Origin of the sequence: Jannaschia sp. 2305UL9-9 (assembly GCF_041403465.1) — a bacterium.
Lineage (GTDB): Bacteria > Pseudomonadota > Alphaproteobacteria > Rhodobacterales > Rhodobacteraceae > Jannaschia.
Genome location: NZ_JBGEHM010000001.1, coordinates 1,131,702 through 1,149,297 on the forward strand (window position 1 = coordinate 1,131,702; position 17,596 = coordinate 1,149,297).

The 17,596-nt window shown below is 66.6% G+C and carries 15 protein-coding genes and 1 tRNA gene; 7 read left to right on the top strand and 9 right to left on the bottom strand.

Annotation, left to right across the window (positions count from 1 at the left end; genetic code table 11):
- Positions 1-105: 105 nt before the first annotated feature.
- Positions 106-1,134: an aldo/keto reductase gene (locus V6N07_RS05550; protein ID WP_371155391.1), complete on the top strand. Its 1,029-nt coding sequence runs from the start codon at positions 106-108 to the stop codon at positions 1,132-1,134.
- Here V6N07_RS05550 and V6N07_RS05555 read toward each other — a convergent pair.
- From V6N07_RS05555 to V6N07_RS05565, 3 genes are all read right to left on the bottom strand, one after another.
- A complete protein-coding gene (locus V6N07_RS05555; RefSeq protein ID WP_371154669.1) occupies positions 1,128-1,604 on the bottom strand; it encodes a DUF1499 domain-containing protein in 477 nt (158 codons plus the stop codon). The genes V6N07_RS05550 and V6N07_RS05555 overlap by 7 nt on opposite strands.
- A gap of 18 nt (positions 1,605-1,622) precedes the next feature.
- Positions 1,623-2,807 carry a glycerate kinase gene (locus V6N07_RS05560; protein ID WP_371154670.1) on the bottom strand — a complete coding sequence of 395 codons (1,185 nt, stop codon included), beginning with the start codon at positions 2,805-2,807 and terminating at the stop codon, positions 1,623-1,625.
- Positions 2,808-2,993: 186 nt separating this feature from the next.
- A tRNA-Leu gene (locus tag V6N07_RS05565) sits at positions 2,994-3,077 on the bottom strand.
- Between the two features lie 143 nt (positions 3,078-3,220).
- Between V6N07_RS05565 and V6N07_RS05570 the strand changes: the two genes are divergently transcribed.
- From V6N07_RS05570 to V6N07_RS05585, 4 genes are all read left to right on the top strand, one after another.
- On the top strand, positions 3,221-3,739 hold the full coding sequence (locus V6N07_RS05570; protein ID WP_371154672.1) for a Hint domain-containing protein: 519 nt from the start codon (positions 3,221-3,223) through the stop codon (positions 3,737-3,739).
- A gap of 348 nt (positions 3,740-4,087) precedes the next feature.
- A complete protein-coding gene (locus V6N07_RS05575) occupies positions 4,088-4,426 on the top strand; it encodes a P-II family nitrogen regulator (RefSeq protein ID WP_371154673.1) in 339 nt (112 codons plus the stop codon).
- A gap of 39 nt (positions 4,427-4,465) precedes the next feature.
- Entirely contained in the window at positions 4,466-5,872 is a 1,407-nt protein-coding gene (glnA, locus tag V6N07_RS05580) for a type I glutamate--ammonia ligase (RefSeq protein ID WP_371154674.1), read from the top strand.
- 114 nt (positions 5,873-5,986) lie between these two features.
- Positions 5,987-6,346 carry a carboxymuconolactone decarboxylase family protein gene (locus tag V6N07_RS05585; RefSeq protein ID WP_371154675.1) on the top strand — a complete coding sequence of 120 codons (360 nt, stop codon included), beginning with the start codon at positions 5,987-5,989 and terminating at the stop codon, positions 6,344-6,346.
- 140 nt (positions 6,347-6,486) lie between these two features.
- On the opposite strand, the gene V6N07_RS05590 is transcribed toward V6N07_RS05585, so the two are convergent.
- The 3 genes from V6N07_RS05590 to V6N07_RS05600 all read right to left on the bottom strand — a co-directional run bounded on the left by V6N07_RS05590 (position 6,487) and on the right by V6N07_RS05600 (position 11,531).
- Positions 6,487-8,931: an FAD-dependent oxidoreductase gene (locus tag V6N07_RS05590; RefSeq protein ID WP_371154677.1), complete on the bottom strand. Its 2,445-nt coding sequence runs from the start codon at positions 8,929-8,931 to the stop codon at positions 6,487-6,489.
- Positions 8,928-11,324, bottom strand: a complete 2,397-nt coding sequence (locus V6N07_RS05595; RefSeq protein WP_371154678.1) for an FAD-dependent oxidoreductase — start codon at positions 11,322-11,324, stop codon at positions 8,928-8,930. Before V6N07_RS05595 ends, V6N07_RS05590 begins: the two co-directional genes overlap by 4 nt.
- An 84-nt stretch (positions 11,325-11,408) precedes the next feature.
- Entirely contained in the window at positions 11,409-11,531 is a 123-nt protein-coding gene (locus V6N07_RS05600) for a hypothetical protein (RefSeq protein WP_371154679.1), read from the bottom strand.
- 146 nt (positions 11,532-11,677) lie between these two features.
- Here V6N07_RS05600 and aroQ point away from each other — a divergent pair, with 146 nt between their 5' ends.
- Positions 11,678-12,106 (top strand): type II 3-dehydroquinate dehydratase, encoded by a 429-nt coding sequence (aroQ, locus tag V6N07_RS05605; RefSeq protein ID WP_371154681.1) that lies wholly within the window; start codon positions 11,678-11,680, stop codon positions 12,104-12,106.
- A gap of 72 nt (positions 12,107-12,178) precedes the next feature.
- Here aroQ and V6N07_RS05610 read toward each other — a convergent pair whose 3' ends face one another.
- Positions 12,179-13,189, bottom strand: coding sequence for a Gfo/Idh/MocA family protein (locus V6N07_RS05610; RefSeq protein WP_371154683.1), 1,011 nt, complete (start codon positions 13,187-13,189; stop codon positions 12,179-12,181).
- Positions 13,186-14,199, bottom strand: coding sequence for a Gfo/Idh/MocA family protein (locus V6N07_RS05615; protein WP_371154685.1), 1,014 nt, complete (start codon positions 14,197-14,199; stop codon positions 13,186-13,188). Before V6N07_RS05615 ends, V6N07_RS05610 begins: the two co-directional genes overlap by 4 nt.
- Before the next feature lie 110 nt (positions 14,200-14,309).
- Between V6N07_RS05615 and mnmH the strand changes: the two genes are divergently transcribed.
- Positions 14,310-15,356, top strand: coding sequence for a tRNA 2-selenouridine(34) synthase MnmH (gene mnmH / locus V6N07_RS05620; RefSeq protein ID WP_371154687.1), 1,047 nt, complete (start codon positions 14,310-14,312; stop codon positions 15,354-15,356).
- A gap of 54 nt (positions 15,357-15,410) precedes the next feature.
- Here the strand turns inward: mnmH and selD are convergent, their stop codons facing one another.
- Entirely contained in the window at positions 15,411-17,579 is a 2,169-nt protein-coding gene (gene selD / locus V6N07_RS05625) for a selenide, water dikinase SelD (protein WP_371154689.1), read from the bottom strand.
- Positions 17,580-17,596: the final 17 nt, after the last annotated feature.

The window sequence follows — 17,596 nt, forward strand, 5'->3', positions numbered from 1 at the left end:
ATACCTGCGACGGGCGTCGTCGTCGCCAAACCCGACCTGCACTGGACCTCCTGCCTGTGGCGGGACATGGTCCGCCGAACTCTGAATCAGCCCGAGGTTTCCCAGATGCGCACCGTTCCGCTTGGACGATCCGACACCATTTCCGAAATCATGCTGGGCACGATGACCTTCGGAACGCAGACGCCCGAGGCCGAGGCGCATGCCCAGATCGACATGGCGATCGATGCGGGCGTCACGTGGCTGGATACGGCCGAGATGTATCCGGTCAATCCCGTCCGGGCCGAAACCGTCGGCCTGACCGAGACGATCATCGGCAATTGGGTCGGCGCGGGGAACGCGGGCCGGATCCGCATCGCCACCAAGCATTCGGGCGCAGGCAGCCACGCGCGCGGGGGTGCACCGATCACCGCCGCATCCATCCCCGAAGCCGTCGAGGGCAGCCTGAAACGCCTGCAATCCGAGACGATCGACCTCTATCAATTCCACTGGCCCAATCGCGGCAGCTTTCAGTTCCGCAAGAACTGGACCTATCGCCCCGAGGGGGACCGCGCCGAGATCCTCGACAACATGGCCGCCTGTCTCGACGCGCTTCAGGCCGAGGTGGCACGCGGCACGATCCGGTCGTTCGGCCTGTCCAACGAATCGGCGTGGGGCACGACGAAATGGCTCGACCTTGCAGGCAGCGACAAGCCGCGCGTCGTCGCGATCCAGAATGAATACTCGCTGATGTGCCGTCTCGCGGATACGGATCTGACCGAAACCATCGTGCACGAGGACGTCACGATGCTGGCCTTCTCACCGCTGGCGACGGGAATGCTGACCGGGAAATACCAGAACGGCGCCATCCCGGAAGGATCGCGCCGGTCCCTGAACGAGGGCTTGGGCGGGCGCTGGTCCGACCGGGTGGAGCCGGCCGTTGCGGCCTATCTCGACATTGCGGCGCGACACGGTCTGGACCCGGTGCACATGTCGCTGGCGTGGCTGCAATCGCGGCCCTTCGCCTGCTCCGCCATTCTGGGCGCGACGACCCTCAGCCAGCTGGAGCACGGCCTTGCCGCGCAGGACACGACCCTGTCCGATGAGGTGCTGGCGGAGATCGACGCGGCCCACAAGGCGCACCCCCTGCCCTATTGATCGCCGATGGGCCCGGCGGTCAGCCCCGTGCGTTGCAGCAGCGCCTCGACCCGCGCACGGTTGACGCCCAGGTCAGACTGGCCATAGCGCGACCGGCTCCAGAGGGTCAGGCTGCTGCCCTCGGGGGTGGGCTGCACGCGCAGGTTGATCACGTCGGGATAGCCCATCATCCGGGTGCGCTGAACGTAGGTATAGATCCCCTCGTCCGGCGTCGCGGCCAGTTGCGTGGTCCGCGGCTGGGCTTCCAGATCCTCGGTCAGAAGGGTCGTCAACGCCTCGGGCGACAGCGGGCTTTGCACCGGGTCCATGTCCCCGCCGGGGGCGATCAGGAAATCATTCGGGCGACCCGTTCTTTCGGCTGCGCCGGGATCGACGTGCCAGACCTCGGCCTCCATCGGGGCAAGGCGCACGTAGGAGGCGCCTGCAACCGCGACGCCTACGGCGACAAGGGCTATGGAACGCAGGATCATGTTCTGTCCTTTCGGGGTTCAGCCGCCGACACGCAGGATCTGCAGATCGGCGACGTTCGTGCCGGTGCCGCCGGTCATAAGCAGGTCACCGCTGGCCGCAAGCACCGCATAGCTGTCATTGCGTGCAAGGGCGGCGGTGACGTCGCACCCCCGCGCCGCGGCGCGCGCCAGGGTGCCATTGTCGACCAACGCGCCAGCCGCGTCAGTGGGTCCGTCCCTGCCGTCCGTGCCCCCCGACAGAAAGGCCCAAGGCCGGTCGAACCCGCGCAGGGCGTCCGCGACCCGCAGGGCGAGTTCCTGGTTGCGCCCCCCGCGCCCGTCGCCGCGCAGGATGACGGTCGTCTCCCCACCCCAGAGCGTCGTCCCCGGCCCCGCCTGCGCCACGGCCACGATGCGCGCGGCGGCGTCGCTGACATCGCCGACCAGCGGATCGGGATCCAGCCGAGCGTCGGGGGCGGCTGCATGCATGGCCTCCGCCGACAGACGGTTGGACCCCACCAGGCGGCACGTCACCTCCGGCGTCGCAATCGGTTCAGCCGTCCCGAGCGCGTCGCGCGCGGCAGCCGGCATACGGTCCCACAGGTCCTGCCTGCGCAACAGGTCGATCGCCTCGGCCGCCGTGCCCAGTGGCGGCACCATCGGCCCGGAGGCGATGGCCGCAAGGTCGTCGCCCACGACATCGGACAGGATCAGCGCCTCGGCCGTCGCGGGCGCAAGGGCGCGTGCCAAACCACCACCCTTCAACAGACTGAGATTCTGACGCACGAGGTTCATCGCCGTGATGTCCAGCCCCGCGCCCAGCAACAGCCGCGAGACGTCTGCCTTGTCGGCCAGTGTCATCGCGCCGGCCGGCGCCACCGCAAGGGCCGAGCCGCCCCCCGACACCAGCACGAGGCAGTGCTGACCCGCCGAAAGGGCCCGCGCCCGGGACAGCAACGCCTGCCCCGCGGCAAGCGACCCGTCGTCCGGAACGGGATGCCCCCCCAGGATAACCTCGGCACCATCGAGAGTTGCGGCGTTCTCGGGGTTCGTGACCACGAGACAGGGCGTGCCGGGAAACCGGGACAGGGCCGGACGCGCCATCGCGACCGCGGCCTTGCCCAGTGCAAGGATCAGATCGGGCCGCCGCACCCCATCCAACGCATCGATGACCGCCGCCTCGGGATTGGCCCGCGCCACCCCCGCCATGAAAATCTCGATCATTCCGTCCCGCATCACTGTCCCCGCATGTGCCATCGTTCTTGCAAGCGGGATGCCCGCCGAAACAACGCCGGGTCAATGCGTGATGGGGATCAAATGGGGCTGCGCTGCGAGGGGATGCACGGCGACGGGTCGTCCCGGACGCCTGAAACGGGGGCAACGCGCGAGAGGCGCAATTCGAAGGGAAAGTGGTGCGGGTGAAGGGACTCGAACCCCCACGCCAAAGGCGCCAGAACCTAAATCTGGTGCGTCTACCAGTTCCGCCACACCCGCATGCGCCCCCTCTAGCACCAGATTTCAGAAGCCGAAAGGCCTTGGATGTTCCGTGGTTGCGCCGCGATTGCGCCCCAATCCCGAGCAAGTGTGTCGACGCGGGCCGATCGGTCCGGATTGCGAGCCACCCGAGGGGAATCACGATGACTGTTCAACTGCGCGCCAATGCCGAAGACCTTATCCGTTTCGCCGCTCGCCCCGTTGCACCGGCGTCCGTTCCCTCTACCTTGGGTGGAATTGCACCCGACGCGCAGGTTCAGACAGCCTCCGGGCCCGTGGCGGCCGAAGACCTGCATCCCGGCGACCAGATCATGACACGCGAACGCGGCCTCGTGCATCTGCTGGGCATTTCGCAGGTCGATACGCCTGCCTGCACGATCCGCACCGACAGCCTTGGCCTTGCCCGCCCCCTGCGCGATATCACCGTGGCGCTGGACCAGCATGTCGCCCTGCGTGACTGGCGTGCTTCTGCCCTGTTCGACGCATCCGAGGCACTGGTGCCCGCCGGTCGCCTGATGGACGGCGTTCAGATTGCGGACGTCGGCACGATGCGGCTGATCCGCCTCGACCTCGGCGCGCCGCTGACCGTCGTTGCCGATGGCCTCGAGACACCCACCGGACAGACGGACGCCGGCGTCATAGACATGGCCGACATCGACTGAGAAATTCTCGTCCCCAAGCACCTCACCCCGCCGCATACGCGAGCGGGGTTTCTTGTTCTGAATAATGCGTTTTTGGCTTGGGGATCCCGGCCTCTCCGACAGGAGGATCCTGCGCCCGGTTTACCTTGCGACACGACTCGCGACGGGCGACATCCCAAGGGCCACGAATGCTGGCCCGTCCCCCTGCTGCAGCAGATTACCAGAACGCACTCTTTTTAATCATTGCGCACAAAATAAAGCCACTTCACTTCGTTTCGTCTTGCCCGGCATCATGCAGGCGAGGCTAGCCGATTGTCCCCCCCGGCGGCGCATGGTGTGACGCGTTCAGCGCCGAAGGAGGAAACCTGCATGAAGAAGATCGAGGCGATCATCAAGCCGTTCAAACTGGACGAAGTCAAAGAGGCTTTGCAGGAGATCGGCATCCAGGGCCTTTCGGTGACCGAGGTCAAAGGGTTCGGTCGGCAGAAGGGCCATACGGAGCTGTATCGCGGCGCCGAATACGTGGTCGATTTCCTCCCGAAGGTTAAGATCGAGGTCGTGCTGAACGACGACATGGTCGATGCGGCCATCGAAGGCATCGTCAGCGCGGCCAAGACGGACAAGATCGGCGACGGAAAGATCTTCGTCAGCCCGGTCGAACAGGCCATTCGCATCCGTACCGGTGAATCCGGCGACGACGCGATCTGAGGCCCACACGCTTTACGACATCACAGGAAGGGGAATTCCATGAGCACGGACGCAGTCCTCAAGACAATCAAGGACGAAGATATCGAGTACGTCGATATCCGTTTCACAGACCCGCGCGGCAAGCTGCAGCACGTCACGGTCATGTCCGACCAGGTCGACGCGGACTTCATCGAAGAAGGCTTCATGTTCGACGGCTCGTCCATCGCTGGCTGGAAGTCGATCGAAGCTTCCGACATGAAGCTGATGATGGACACCGAGAGCGCCTACATCGACCCGTTCTACGCCGAGAAGACGCTCTGCGTGCATTGTTCGGTGGTCGAGCCGGACACCGGCGAAGCCTATGACCGCGACCCGCGCGGCACCGCCGAGAAGGCCGAGGCCTACCTCGTCTCCTCCGGGATCGGCGACGCGTTCTACTGCGGCCCCGAGGCCGAGTTCTTCCTGTTCGACGACGTTCGGTTCTCGAACTCGATGAACAAGGTCGGCTTCGAGGTCGACGCGGCGGATGCTGCGTGGAACACCGGCACCGAGTACGAGATGGGCAACATGGGCCACCGGCCCGGCGTCAAGGGCGGCTACTTCCCGGTCAACCCGACCGACGCGGCGCAGGACCTGCGCTCCGAGATGCTGTCGACGATGAAGCGCATTGGCATGAAGGTCGACAAGCACCACCACGAGGTGGCGTCCTGCCAGCACGAGCTGGGCCTGATCTTCGGCACGCTGACCAAGCAGGCCGATGAGCTTCAGAAGTACAAGTACATCATCCACAACGTGGCCCACGCCTACGGCAAGTCGGCCACGTTTATGCCCAAGCCCATCGCGGGCGACAACGGCACCGGCATGCACGTCAACATGTCGATCTGGAAGGACGGCAAGCCGCTGTTCGCGGGCGATCAGTACGCCGACCTGTCGATGGAAGCCCTGTATTTCATCGGCGGCATCCTGAAGCACGCGAAGGCCCTGAACGCCTTCACGAACCCCTCCACCAACTCCTACAAGCGTCTGATCCCCGGCTTCGAGGCCCCGGTTCTGCGTGCGTACTCGGCTCGCAACCGCTCCGGCTGCGTCCGTATTCCGTGGACGGAATCGCCCAAGGCCAAGCGCGTCGAGGCCCGCTTCCCCGATCCGGCAGCGAACCCCTACCTGTGCTTTGCCGCCCTGCTGATGGCCGGCCTCGACGGGATCAAGAACAAGATCCATCCCGGAGAGCCGTCCGACAAGGATCTCTACGATCTGCCGGCAGAAGAGCTGGCCTCCATCCCGACCGTCTGTGGTTCGCTGCGCGAAGCTCTGGACGAGCTGGAGAAGGATCACGAGTTCCTGCTGGCCGGTGACGTGTTCACCAAGGACCAGATCGAGGGCTACATGGGTCTGAAGTGGGAAGAGGTCTACACCTACGAGCACACGCCCCACCCGGTCGAGTACCAGATGTACTACTCCTGCTAAGGGGGTGCGGGGTCACACCCGCGCGCGAACAAGGAAAAGGGCGCCTGTCATGGGCGCCCTTTTTCATTTGCGGCCCATGCGGGATCGGGGCACCGTCGCCCGATGACAGATCGCATGAAAACAGGCGAAGCCCGCCGTCGCGCCGTTCTGGGCGACGCCCACGTGGATCGCGCCGTCCGTGACACCTCGCCGCTCGGTGCCCGCTTCACCGACCTTGCCACCGCCGCCGCATGGGGCACGGCGTGGTCGACTGACGCGATCACCCTGCGGGAGCGGTCGATGATCACGCTTGCCATTCTTGCCGCCACCGGCGCGTGGGAGGAGTTCGAGCTGCACCTCGGCGCGATCCGCAACACCGGGGCCACGGCGTCGGACATTGCCGAGGTCATTCAGCACGTGGGCGCCTATGCTGGCGTGCCAAGGGCCAACACGGCGACCAAGATCGCGCGCCGGCTGCTTGAGGGCGACACCTAGCGCTGCCGGCCACGACATACGGCCCCCAACATCGCCCGAACCGGGCCTGCCATCTCCGGCGTTACCACGATCACCACAAGCGGACCGCAGCACCCTTTGGGCGGATGCGGTGGGGCGACGCGGTGCCGCCCCGCCAAGGCCTAGATCTTCATGCGGGCTCCGGTTGGGTCATACATCGGCCTGAAGGACACATCCGCCGCAATCCGGCGTCCCGCCACTTCGATCTGATAAGATGACGCAAGGCAGTCCTCGACCGACTGGCCGATGCATGGGACATAGCCGAGACCGATGGCCCCGCCGAGGGTATGGCCGTAGGCACCGGAACAGATATGACCGACGATCTGACCGTCCCGCACGATGGGTTCGTTGTGATACAGCATCGCGGTGGGGTCCGTCAGGCGGAATTGCAGCATCCGTCGCTGCAACCCCTCCTCCCGCCGTCGCAGAACGGCATCACGGCCGATGAAATCCTGCGGCTTCCCGACCTTTACGGCAAAGCCGAGACCAGCCTCCACCACGTGATCTGCCGGGGTCAGGTCGTGCCCCATATGGCGGAAGGCCCGTTCGATCCTGCAGGTGTCCATCGTATGCAGGCCAACCGGGCGGGCCACCGTTTCCGCCTCGATCAGCGTTTCCATGACATGCGCGGCCATGTCGGTGGGAATATAGATCTCCCACCCCAGCTCCCCGACATAGGACACGCGGTGGGCACGGGCGATGCCCAGACCGATGTCGATGTCGCGGGCCGTGCCGAAGGGAAACGCTTCGTTCGAGAAATCCGCAGGGCTGATCGCCTGAAGGACCTCGCGCGATTTCGGCCCCATGATGGCAAGCACGCCTTCGCCCGCCGTGACATCGGTGATGAAGATCGCGTCGTCCGGGTCTTCGTGACGCCGCAGCCACGCCATGTCCTTTACCAGCGTCGCGGCAGGCGTGACCATCAGGTAGCTGTATTCCGAAAGGCGCGTCACGGTGACATCCGCCTCGACCCCGCCGCGCGAATTGAGCATCTGGGTATAGACGATCTTGCCGGGCGGAACGGACATGTCGCCCCCGCAGACGCGGTTCAGGAACGCCTCGGCATGCAGCCCGTCGATCTTGATCTTGCCGAAGGACGACATGTCGTAAAAGCCGCATTTCTCGCGGATCAGGGCATGCTCGTGCGCGCTGTTGGCAAACCAGTTCTGCCGGCCCCAGTCGTATTGGTATTCGCGCGGCTCACCGGGCCAGGCGAACCAGTTGGCCCGCTCCCACCCTGCGAATTCGCCGAAAACGGCACCAAGGTCGGACAGTTGCGCGTGGAAGGGTGACCGGCGGATGCCGCGCGCCGTCTCCTTCTGCCGGAATGGCCAGTGGTCGGCGTAAAGCAGGCCGAGGGATTCCGATGCCCGTTCCTTCAGATAGCGGCGATTGCGCTGGAACGTCTGGTTGCGACCGATGTCGACGTCGACAAGGTCGAAGGGCATTTCGCCCCCGTCCATCCATTGCGCCAGGGCCATACCGGCCCCGCCCGCCGACTGGATCCCGATGGAGTTGAAACCGGCAGCCACCCAGAGGTTGGGAACCTCGGGCGAGGGTCCAAGGTGGTAGGCGTCATCCGGGGTGAAGGATTCCGGGCCATTGAAGAACGTGTGGATGCCCGCCTCAGCCAGCATCGGCAGACGCTCGATGGCCTGTGCGAGGATCGGTTCGAAGTGGTCGAAATCCTCGGGCAGCTGATCGAATTCGAACGTCTCGGGGATGCCGTCCATGCCCCACGGCTTTGCGCGCGGTTCGAACGCCCCCAGCAGGATCTTGCCCGCATCCTCCTTGTAGTAGGCGCATTCGTCGGGCACCCGAAGGACCGGCAGGCGCGCGAGATCGGGGATCGCCTCGGTCACGATGTAGAAGTGTTCGCAGGCATGCAGGGGCACGTTGACGCCCGCCATCTGCCCGACCTCATGCGCCCACATTCCTGCGCAGTTGACGACATGTTCGGCCTCGATGCGCCCCGTGGCTCCATCCTCGGTGGCCCACGAGACGGCGCGCACGGTGCGGTGATCGGTGTCGATGCCGGTGACGCGCACGCCTTCGATGATCCGCGCGCCCCTTTGCCGGGCCCCCTTGGCAAGGGCATGGGCGATGTTGGCCGGATCCCCCTGCCCGTCCAGCGGTAGCCAGACCCCGCCCCGCACTCCATCAAGGTTGAGGGCAGGATACTTTGCGCCCACTTCCGCCGGGGCCAGATCCTCCACATCCACACCGAAGGCCCGCGCCATGGAGGCGGTCCTGCGCAACTCCTCCAAACGCGCGTCGGTCAGCGCGACGGAGATGGAGCCGCCCTGCCGCAGGCCGGTGGCAACGCCCGTCTCCGCCTCCAGGCCGGCATAGAGATCGGCGGAATACTTGGCGAGGCGGGTGGCGGGCGCGCTGGCGCGCAGTTGGGCGATCAGGCCCGCGGCGTGCCATGTGGTGCCGGACGTGAGCTTCTTGCGCTCCAGCAGGACGACGTCGGACCAGCCGAGTTTCGTCAGGTGATAGGCGACGGAACAGCCGATGACGCCGCCGCCGATGATGACCACGCGGGCCTTGTCGGGCGGGGTCATGCGCGCAGCCTTTCGTTGGCCGGATCGTAGAGCGGCGCGTCCGGGTGGACTGTCGCGGGGACCATCTGGCCGAAGATCTCGACCTGCACCGCACGGCCCGCGCTGCCTGCGGGCAGCATGGCGAGGGCGATGGGTTTACCGATGCGGTGGCCGTAGGCGGCGGAGGTGATTTCGCCGGTGATCCGGCCATCCGCATGGACCGGCGACATCGGCAGGGGATCATAGCCGCAGTCGTCGAGCACCAGCATATGCAGGTGCCGGTCCGGGTCGGGGCCGCGCGCGTCGGGGCGGATGAACCGGTCGGCGCCCACTTCGCGCAGGGTGTAGCCGGGCGACAGGTCGCTGCCCCATGCGCGGTAACCCTTTTCGAGGCGCATGGACTCGAGGGCGAACATGCCGAAGGGCGTGGCGCCCGCCTTCGTCAGCGCATCGTAGATGGCCGGGATCGCGTCGCGGGGGCCATGGATTTCCCAACCGAGTTCGCCCGCGAAGCTGACCCGTTGCAGGCGGATGTTGTGGCCCAGCGCCGTGGTTTCCGCGACCGACAGCCACGGCGCGGTCAGGTCGCCGTCAGTGATCGGCGCCAGCAAGTCGCGAGACATGGGGCCGGTGACCAGCAGGCAGGACATCGCCTCGGTCGTGTCCGTCAGGGTCAGGCCAGGGGTCAGGGCGTGGGCCAGCAGGTCGTGATCATGCGCGCGCGCCACGGCGGCGGTGATCAGGGTGAAGCGGTCCTCGGCCCAGCGGCTGACCGACATCTCGGTGGCGAACTTGCCCGTGGGGCCGGTGAAATAGGCCAGCGTCATGCGGCCGACCGATGGCAGGCGCCCGGCGATCTGTGCGGCCAGCCAGTCGGCGGCGCCCTCCCCCGACAGCTCGAACCGGGAGAAGCCGGACAGGTCGAGCACGCCGCAAGCATTGGTGACGGCGGCGACTTCCTCGGCCACGCGTTTGTGCCATGGGCCATTGCGCTTCCATGTCTGGGTCGCCGCGTGGGAGGTGTCGTCGCCGGGGTGCGCGAACCACGTTGCCCGCTCCCACCCGCCATAGGGGGCCATCTGGGCCCCCTGCTCCTTGAGGCGGGCATGGTTGGGGGAGGTCAGCATATCGGCCCCCGCGGGCCAGCGCATATGGGGGAAGTGCATGGCGTATTCGTGGCCGTAGACCTCCTCGGCCTTGGCCTTGCAATAGGCAGGGTCGGACGTCCATGCGCCGAACCGCCGGGGGTCGACGTCGAAGCAATCCCAGTCGGGCGCGCCCTTGGTGATCCAGTCGGCCAGCACCTTGCCCGCGCCGCCGCCCTGCGCGATTCCGAAGGTGAAGACATTGGCATCGAAAGCGTTCTTCACGCCCGGCATCGGCCCGATCAGGGGCAGGCCGTCGGGGGTATAGGGGATAGGCCCGTTGATGACGCTGCTGACACCGGCGCGGCCCAGCGCGGGCACACGCTCCATCGCGTCGAGCATGATGTCCTCGATCCGGTCAAGGTCCTCCTGCCAGAGTTGGAACGAGAAATCCTCGGGCATGTCGCCGTTGGTCCAGACGGATTTGCAGGGGTTTTCGTAGGGCCCAAGGTTCAGGCCGGTCTTTTCCTGCCGCAGGTAGTAGGAGATGTCCGGGTCGCGCACCATCGGCAGCTTGCCACCGTTTTCCGCCGTCCAGGCCTCGATCTCCGGGATCGGTTCGGTCAGCAGGTATTGATGCGACATGACCACCATCGGCAGGGGCGGACGCCCGTGGGGTTCGAACCATTCGGCCACCCGCGCGGCGTAATACCCGGCGGCGTTCACGACGTAGTCGCAGGCGATATCGCCCTGTTCGGAATGCACGATCCACCCATCGCCGTCCCGCGTCACGCCGGTTGCGGGACAGTGCCGGATGATCCGCGCCCCAAGGTCACGCGCGCCCTTGGCCAATGCCTGCGTCAACTGGGCGGGATCGATGTCGCCATCCTCCGGATCCCAGAGCCCGCCGACAAGGTCGTGCGTCTCCCCGATGGGATAGACCTCCTCCATCTCGGCGGTGGTCATCCGCGTCATCTTCAGACCCTGAATGTCCCCCATGGCGCGGACATGCTCAAACTCCTGCATCCGCTCCGGGCTGTGGGCATACCGGATCGTGCCGGTAACGTGGTAGTTCATCGGATAATCCACCCGTGCGCCCAACTCCCGATAAAGCGCGGCCGAATATCGCTGAATGTTCATGATCGCCCAGGATCCGGCAAAGTTCGGGCAGTTGCCCGCCGCGTGCCATGTCGACCCGGCGGTCAGTTCGTTGCGTTCGAGCAGGACGCAATCGGTCCAGCCTGCCAAGGCCAGATGATAGAGAGAGGAGACGCCGACAGCGCCCCCGCCGATGATGACCACGCGGGCCGTTTTCGGGAAATCGTTCATGTGCCACCTTCGTGCCGGCATCCCGTTCGACCGGGACGCGCACCATACGTTCAGCCCGGTCCGATCATCGGACGGGCCCGGAAATCAGCGCAGGCAGGTCTGTTCCGGCGGGGCCTCCATCGCGCGCATCTCTTCCAACAGGGCAGTCATGCCCGGGCGACCGCCCGTGACGGAAAACCAATGGGGGATGAGGCGCAGACGCGGCATGGGGTGGATCAAGACACGGGTTGCGCGCCGGGATCAAGCCTGACGGCATCCAGTCGCATGTTTTTCGCAGCCCCCATGCCCGGCGCCCCTTGGTTGGGCCGGGTGCGGGCGCTATGCAAAAGAACCATGCACAAGGCGGAACATCCATGACGAACGTCCTGATCCTGAACGGCCCGAACCTGAACCTGCTGGGCCAGAGGGAGCCGCACATCTACGGCGCCGACACGTTGGCCGATGTCGAGACCAAGGCCCGCGCGCTGGACCTTGCGGACCTGACCTTCAAGCAATCGAATCACGAGGGACAGCTGGTCGACTGGATCCAGGAGGCGCGTGGCACCATGGACGCCATCGTCATCAACCCCGGTGCCTACAGCCATACGTCGGTCGCGATCCTCGATGCGCTGTCGTCCTTCGATGGCCCGGTGGTGGAGGTTCACATCTCGAACATCCACAAGCGCGAGGCGTTCCGCCACCATTCCTACGTCAGTGCGCGGGCGGAGGCGGTGATCGCAGGCCTCGGGATCGAGGGCTACTTCGCGGCCCTGCGTTGGCTGGCCGCGCGGTTGTCGAGCTGAGTGCTGCCCCCGGACAAGAGGGTCGGGGACAGCATGTGACCGGTCCGCGACAGGCGCGACCGCTGATCCGCGTCAACCGTGGGCCCTTTCCGCCATGGCCTGCGCTTCGATCGCGAGGGCGCTGGCGGCAAAGGCGTGGGCCTGCGGCATCGCCGTCTCGGACCGATCCCGCACATCGGCGATGAGCCGCGGAAAATACGGCAGCGGCGTTTCGCGGCAGTCGATGCGCCGGTTCTCCGTGCCGTTCACCAGAAACAGCTGATCGGTCATATGCGCCTCACCGACCTGCGCGTATTTGCGCAGCTCGATCTGACCCTCTGTCCCCTGCAGGAACAACCGCCCATCGCCCCACGTCGGCAGGCCCCTCGGCGTGAACCAGTCGACGCGGATGTAGCCGTGACCTTCCGGCGCGCGCAGGACGATCTCTCCGAAGTCCTGAAAACCCGGCCTGTCGGGAATGGTCGTGTTCTCGACCAGCGCGTGAGCAATCTTCGCGTCGGTGGCGCCCGTGAAGTGCAGGAACTGATCGATCTGGTGACTGCCGATGTCGCACAGGATTCCACCATACCGCGCGCGGTCGAAGAACCACTCCGGCCGGGTGGCAAGGTTCTGCTTGTGCGGGCCGAGGCCCAGAACCTGCACGACGCGCCCGATGGCCCCCTCGGCCACGAGGGTTTCGGCCATCGCGACGGCGGGCACCTGAAACCGCTCCGAGAAGTTGACGGACCAGATGCGCCCGGTGCGCGCCTGCACCGCCCGCAGCCGCGCCAGATCGTCGGCATCGGTCACACCGGGCTTGTCGACCATCACGTCCTTGCCCGCCTCCATCGCCTCGATGGCAAGGCGGGCGCGGTCGGCCGGAACCGCCGATATCAGGACCATGTCGATACTGGGATCGTCGAGGATACGGCGGCGGTCGGTGACTTCGGTCAGCGCGGGATAGGTCGCGACGAACTTGTCACGCGTCACAGCCGGACCATCGGTCCACCACATCTCGCAGGTGCACCCATGGCCCAGCATATGGGCCAGCATTCCGAAGATGTGACCGTGATCGATGCCGAGAATACCCAGCTTCAGCGTCATGCGCCCACGTCCATCCGCGTCCCCGTCTTCGCCGAGGTTTCCAACGCGTCGATCAGGCGATGCACCTCCAACCCTTCGCGTCCCGTGATCATGGGCGGACGCCCGGCGTCGAGGGCGGCGGCGAAATCGTCGATGATGGCGCGGTGCCAGTCGGAGGTGAACGCCATCGGGTCGGCCCCCCCACCGGATGCAGTGGCCAGACCGATGGTCTCGCTCTCACCGTTCTGCCAGTCGATGGAAAGCTGCCCCCGCTCCAACTTGGCGGACCCGTTGGTGCAATGCAGCACGATCATTTCGCCCCGTCCGGGAAAGCTTGCGGTGCTGGCCATCAGGCTGCCGACGGCACCGTTGGCATAGCGCAGACCGGCGGACACGAAGTCCTCCGCCTCCATCCGGTGCTGGCCCGTGGTGGCGGCCATGGCCGTGACCTCTACCACCGGACCGGTCAGCGACAGCATCAGGTCCATGATATGGATGGCCTGCGTCAGCATCACGCCGCCGCCGTCCTTTGCATAGGTACCGCGTCCCGGTTCATCGTAATAGGATTGAGGGCGCCACCACGGAATATGCACCTCGACCGCGTGGATCTGACCAAGGTCGGGCAACCGCGCGCGCAGGTTCGCGACAGGTTCCCGCGTGCGGTGCTGGAAGATGACGCCGAGGGGGATCTTCGCCGCCTCGCACGCCTCGACGATCTCGGTCGCGGCGGCCAGTGTGCGCTCGATCGGTTTCTCCATCAGGATTGGTTTGCCCGCCGCGATCAACCGCTCGATCGGTGCGGCGCGCGCGCTCGGCGGTGTCGCAAGGACGACGAAGTCGATCTCGGGGTCATCCGCCACGGCGTCAAGGCTTTCGACGGTCGGAACCCCCGGAAAGCGATCCATGAAGTCGGATCGGCTCTGCTCGCTACGGGCAAAGCCCGCGGCAAGGTTCACCTTGTCGGATCGCTGGATTGCATCGGCGATGGTATCGGAAACCATCCCCAGTCCGATCAGGGCTACGTTCTTCATCTTCGTCGTCCTCCACAACTTCGCGCGCACCTTGCGTCGAGGGTCCTGTCATGGCAAGAGCGTTGACCTTGCGGTGAAAAACCGGTGGATGCAGGGGGACAGGAGGCCCGATGCCCTATACCCTGACGACCCTTCCCGACGCGTCGCTGCCGTTCGATGACATCATCGACGTGCGTGCCCCCGCCGAATTTGCCGTCGATCATATCCCCGGTGCGATCAACCTGCCCGTCCTGTCGGACGCGGAGCGCGCGCGCGTGGGAACGGTCTATGTCCGCCAGGATCGTTTCCTGGCCCGCAAGATCGGGGCCGCGCTGGTCGCCCGCAATTCCGCGACGCATATCGAAGGGCCGCTGGCCGACCGGGATGGCGGATGGCGACCGCTCGTCTATTGCTGGCGCGGGGGGCAGCGGTCGGGCTCCTTCGCGTCGATCCTGGCGCAGATCGGGTGGCGGGTCGAAGTGATCGAAGGCGGATACCGCAGCTATCGCCGTCTGGTCAGCGCGACGCTCTACGACACGCCCATGCCGGCCCAGCCGATCCTGATCGACGGCGGGACGGGCACCGGAAAGACGCAGTTGCTGGACCATCTGGCGCGTCTGGGTGCGCAGGTGATCGACCTCGAAGGGCTGGCCAATCACCGTGGCTCGAACTTTGGCGGCTGGCCCGATGGGCAACCGTCGCAGAAGATGTTCGAAAGCCGTCTCGCGCAGGCGGTTGCGCGGCTGGACCCATCCCGGCCCGTCTACCTGGAGGCGGAAAGCAACGCGATCGGCGCCCTGCGCCTGCCCCCCAGCCTGTGGTCCGCGATGACGGCGGCACCGGTGGTCCGCATGGATGTTCCCGTGGCCGCGCGGGCCCGCTTTCTGACGACGACCTATCCCGACCTGACGCAGGATGGCGCCTTGCTGGCCCGCCGCATCGACGCCCTGCGCCCCTACCACCCGAAGGACCGGATCGAGGCATGGCATGCCTTGGCGCGCCTCGGGAATTATGCCGAACTGGCCGAAGATCTGATCACCGATCACTATGACCCCCGCTATCGCAACCCCGAGCGCGCGGTTCTGGGCACCGTGTCCCTGCGGGATCTGACGGATACGCATCTGGCGCGCGCGGCGGAACGGGTTCTGGACCTCGGTGGCCCGTCCGCCGTGTCATAGGGGACGGCTTTGCCCGATTGCCCCCCGCACGGGCAACGGCGCATCAGACGTGGCTCAGCATGCCTCGATTACCCCCGTCTCATTGAACGTGCCGATGCGCGCCGCCGGATGCCCCGCCTTGCGCAACGACCGCAAAAGACCATCGACCTGATCGGCAGGGACAGCGGCAAGCAGGCCGCCCGCGGTCTGGGGATCATGCAGCAGGTCCATCCGCGGCCCGCCGGGGCCCACGACCGGCGCGGAGGCCGCGTTTGCACGGTGCAGCACCGACTTGTGCCCCGCCTCGGCCGCCGCAAGCGCGCCGGAATACAGCGGGATCGCGTCCAGCGTCAGATCCGCGCCCAGCCCACTTGCCCGGCACAACGCCGCAAGATGGCCGGCAAGGCCAAAGCCGGTCACATCCGTCATCGCGCGCGCCCCTGACAGGATCGCCGCCGCGTCGCCCTGCGGACGGGCCATTGCGTGCAGCATGTCCATGACATCCCCCCCGCGCGCCCGTCCCGCCATCTCGGCCACCAGAACGGCGCCCGTCCCGATCGGGCGGGTCAGCAGGATCGCATCGCCCGCCTGTGCCCCGGCATGTCCTATGGGCGCCCCATCACACAGACCGGTCAGAGAGAACCCCAGGGTCAACTCCGCCCCCATCGTGGAATGCCCCCCGACCACGTCTGCGCCCGCCGCCGTCATGACGTCGGATGCCGCGCCCAGAATCTGTGTCAGGGTGCGCGCCTGAAGCGCGTCGGACATGCGCGGCAGGATCACCGTCGCAAGGGCGGCCTGAGGGCGGGCGCCCATTGCCCAGATGTCGCCCAGCGCATGAACCGCCGTTATCCGGGCGAACAGGTCGGGATCTGCCGTGAAGGCGCGCAGGTGGTCCGTCGTCAGAACCTGCCTGCGGGCGCCAAGGTCCAAGACGGCGGCATCATCGCCCGGGCGGGACAGGACGTCGGCCCGCGCATTCGGCGGCAATCGGTCCAGCGCGGCACCCAGCGCCCCCGCCGTCACCTTGGAGCCGCACCCCGAACACAGCGGTGCGGACAGGTCCCGCACCCCGCGCGCCGTCTCGACCGGGTAGGTGGGCACGGGCATGCGTGGCAGATCGTTCAGCTTGTCCATGAACCTGCGATCGATCCGATCCTTCCACCGCCAGAGCCATGGCCCCGACACCGTCAGCCCCGCCTTTTCCGCCAAGGCCGATTTCCGGCCGAGCGAGACAAGCTTCAGGTAGGAGGACTGCGGCTCGTAGGGTTTCAACCCGCCCATGCCGCGCAGTGCCGCGCGCAGGTTTCCATGCAGAACGGGCGCCTGCCGCACGGCGAACACACCGGCCTTCGGCCTTGGCGCGTGGGTCATGTGCGCGCAGTCACCGACGGCGAACAGCGTGTCGAACCCTTCGACGCGCAATCGGCTGTCGACGCGCACGAAACCGTCCTCGAGCGGCAGATCGCTGTGGGCCAGCCAGTCATGCGGCCGGGCGCCCGCCGCCCCGGTGACGAAACGCGCCGCGATCGTCCGGCCATCCGACAGAACGACCCGGTCCTCGTCGATCCGCGACACTTCGGCGTCCGCATACAACCGCACCCCAAGGTCGGTCATCGCATTGCGCAGACGGCGCCGCGCTTCTGCCCCCGTTCCCGTCAGCCCGTCGGACGATTCGATGACCGCGACCGATGCCTGCGGATCGACGGCGCGCAGGGCATGCGCCATCGCCAGCGACAGTTCGACGCCCGCGACCCCGCCGCCGATGACGGCAACCTGCGGGGCGGATCGCCGATCCGTCACGTCCTGCAGGAATGCGCGCCACCGGTCGGCGAACAGGCCCAGCGGCTTGGCCCCCGTGCCATGTGCCGCAAAGCCCGGAATGCCGGGCATCTCCGCGTGGATTCCCACATCGATGGAGGCCACGTCATAGGCGATCGGCGCGCGCCCCGGCACCGTCACCATGCGGGCCACCGGGTCGATGGCCGTGGCCGCTCCGTCGATCAGGGCCGCACCCGCGAAACGGGTCAGCCGCACCAGATCGATATCCAGATCATCGCGCCCGTAGTGACCGGCAACATGCCCCGGCAGCATGCCCGTGTAGGGGGCCGTCGGACCGGGGTTGATCACCGTCAGCCGCGCACCGGGCAGCGGGTTCATCCCCCAGCGGCGCAGGACCGACGCATGGGCGTGCCCCCCCCCGATCAGCAGCAGGTCGCGGGTCAGGGGCAGATCGGGGGTCATGGGAAAGCTCTCGGCTG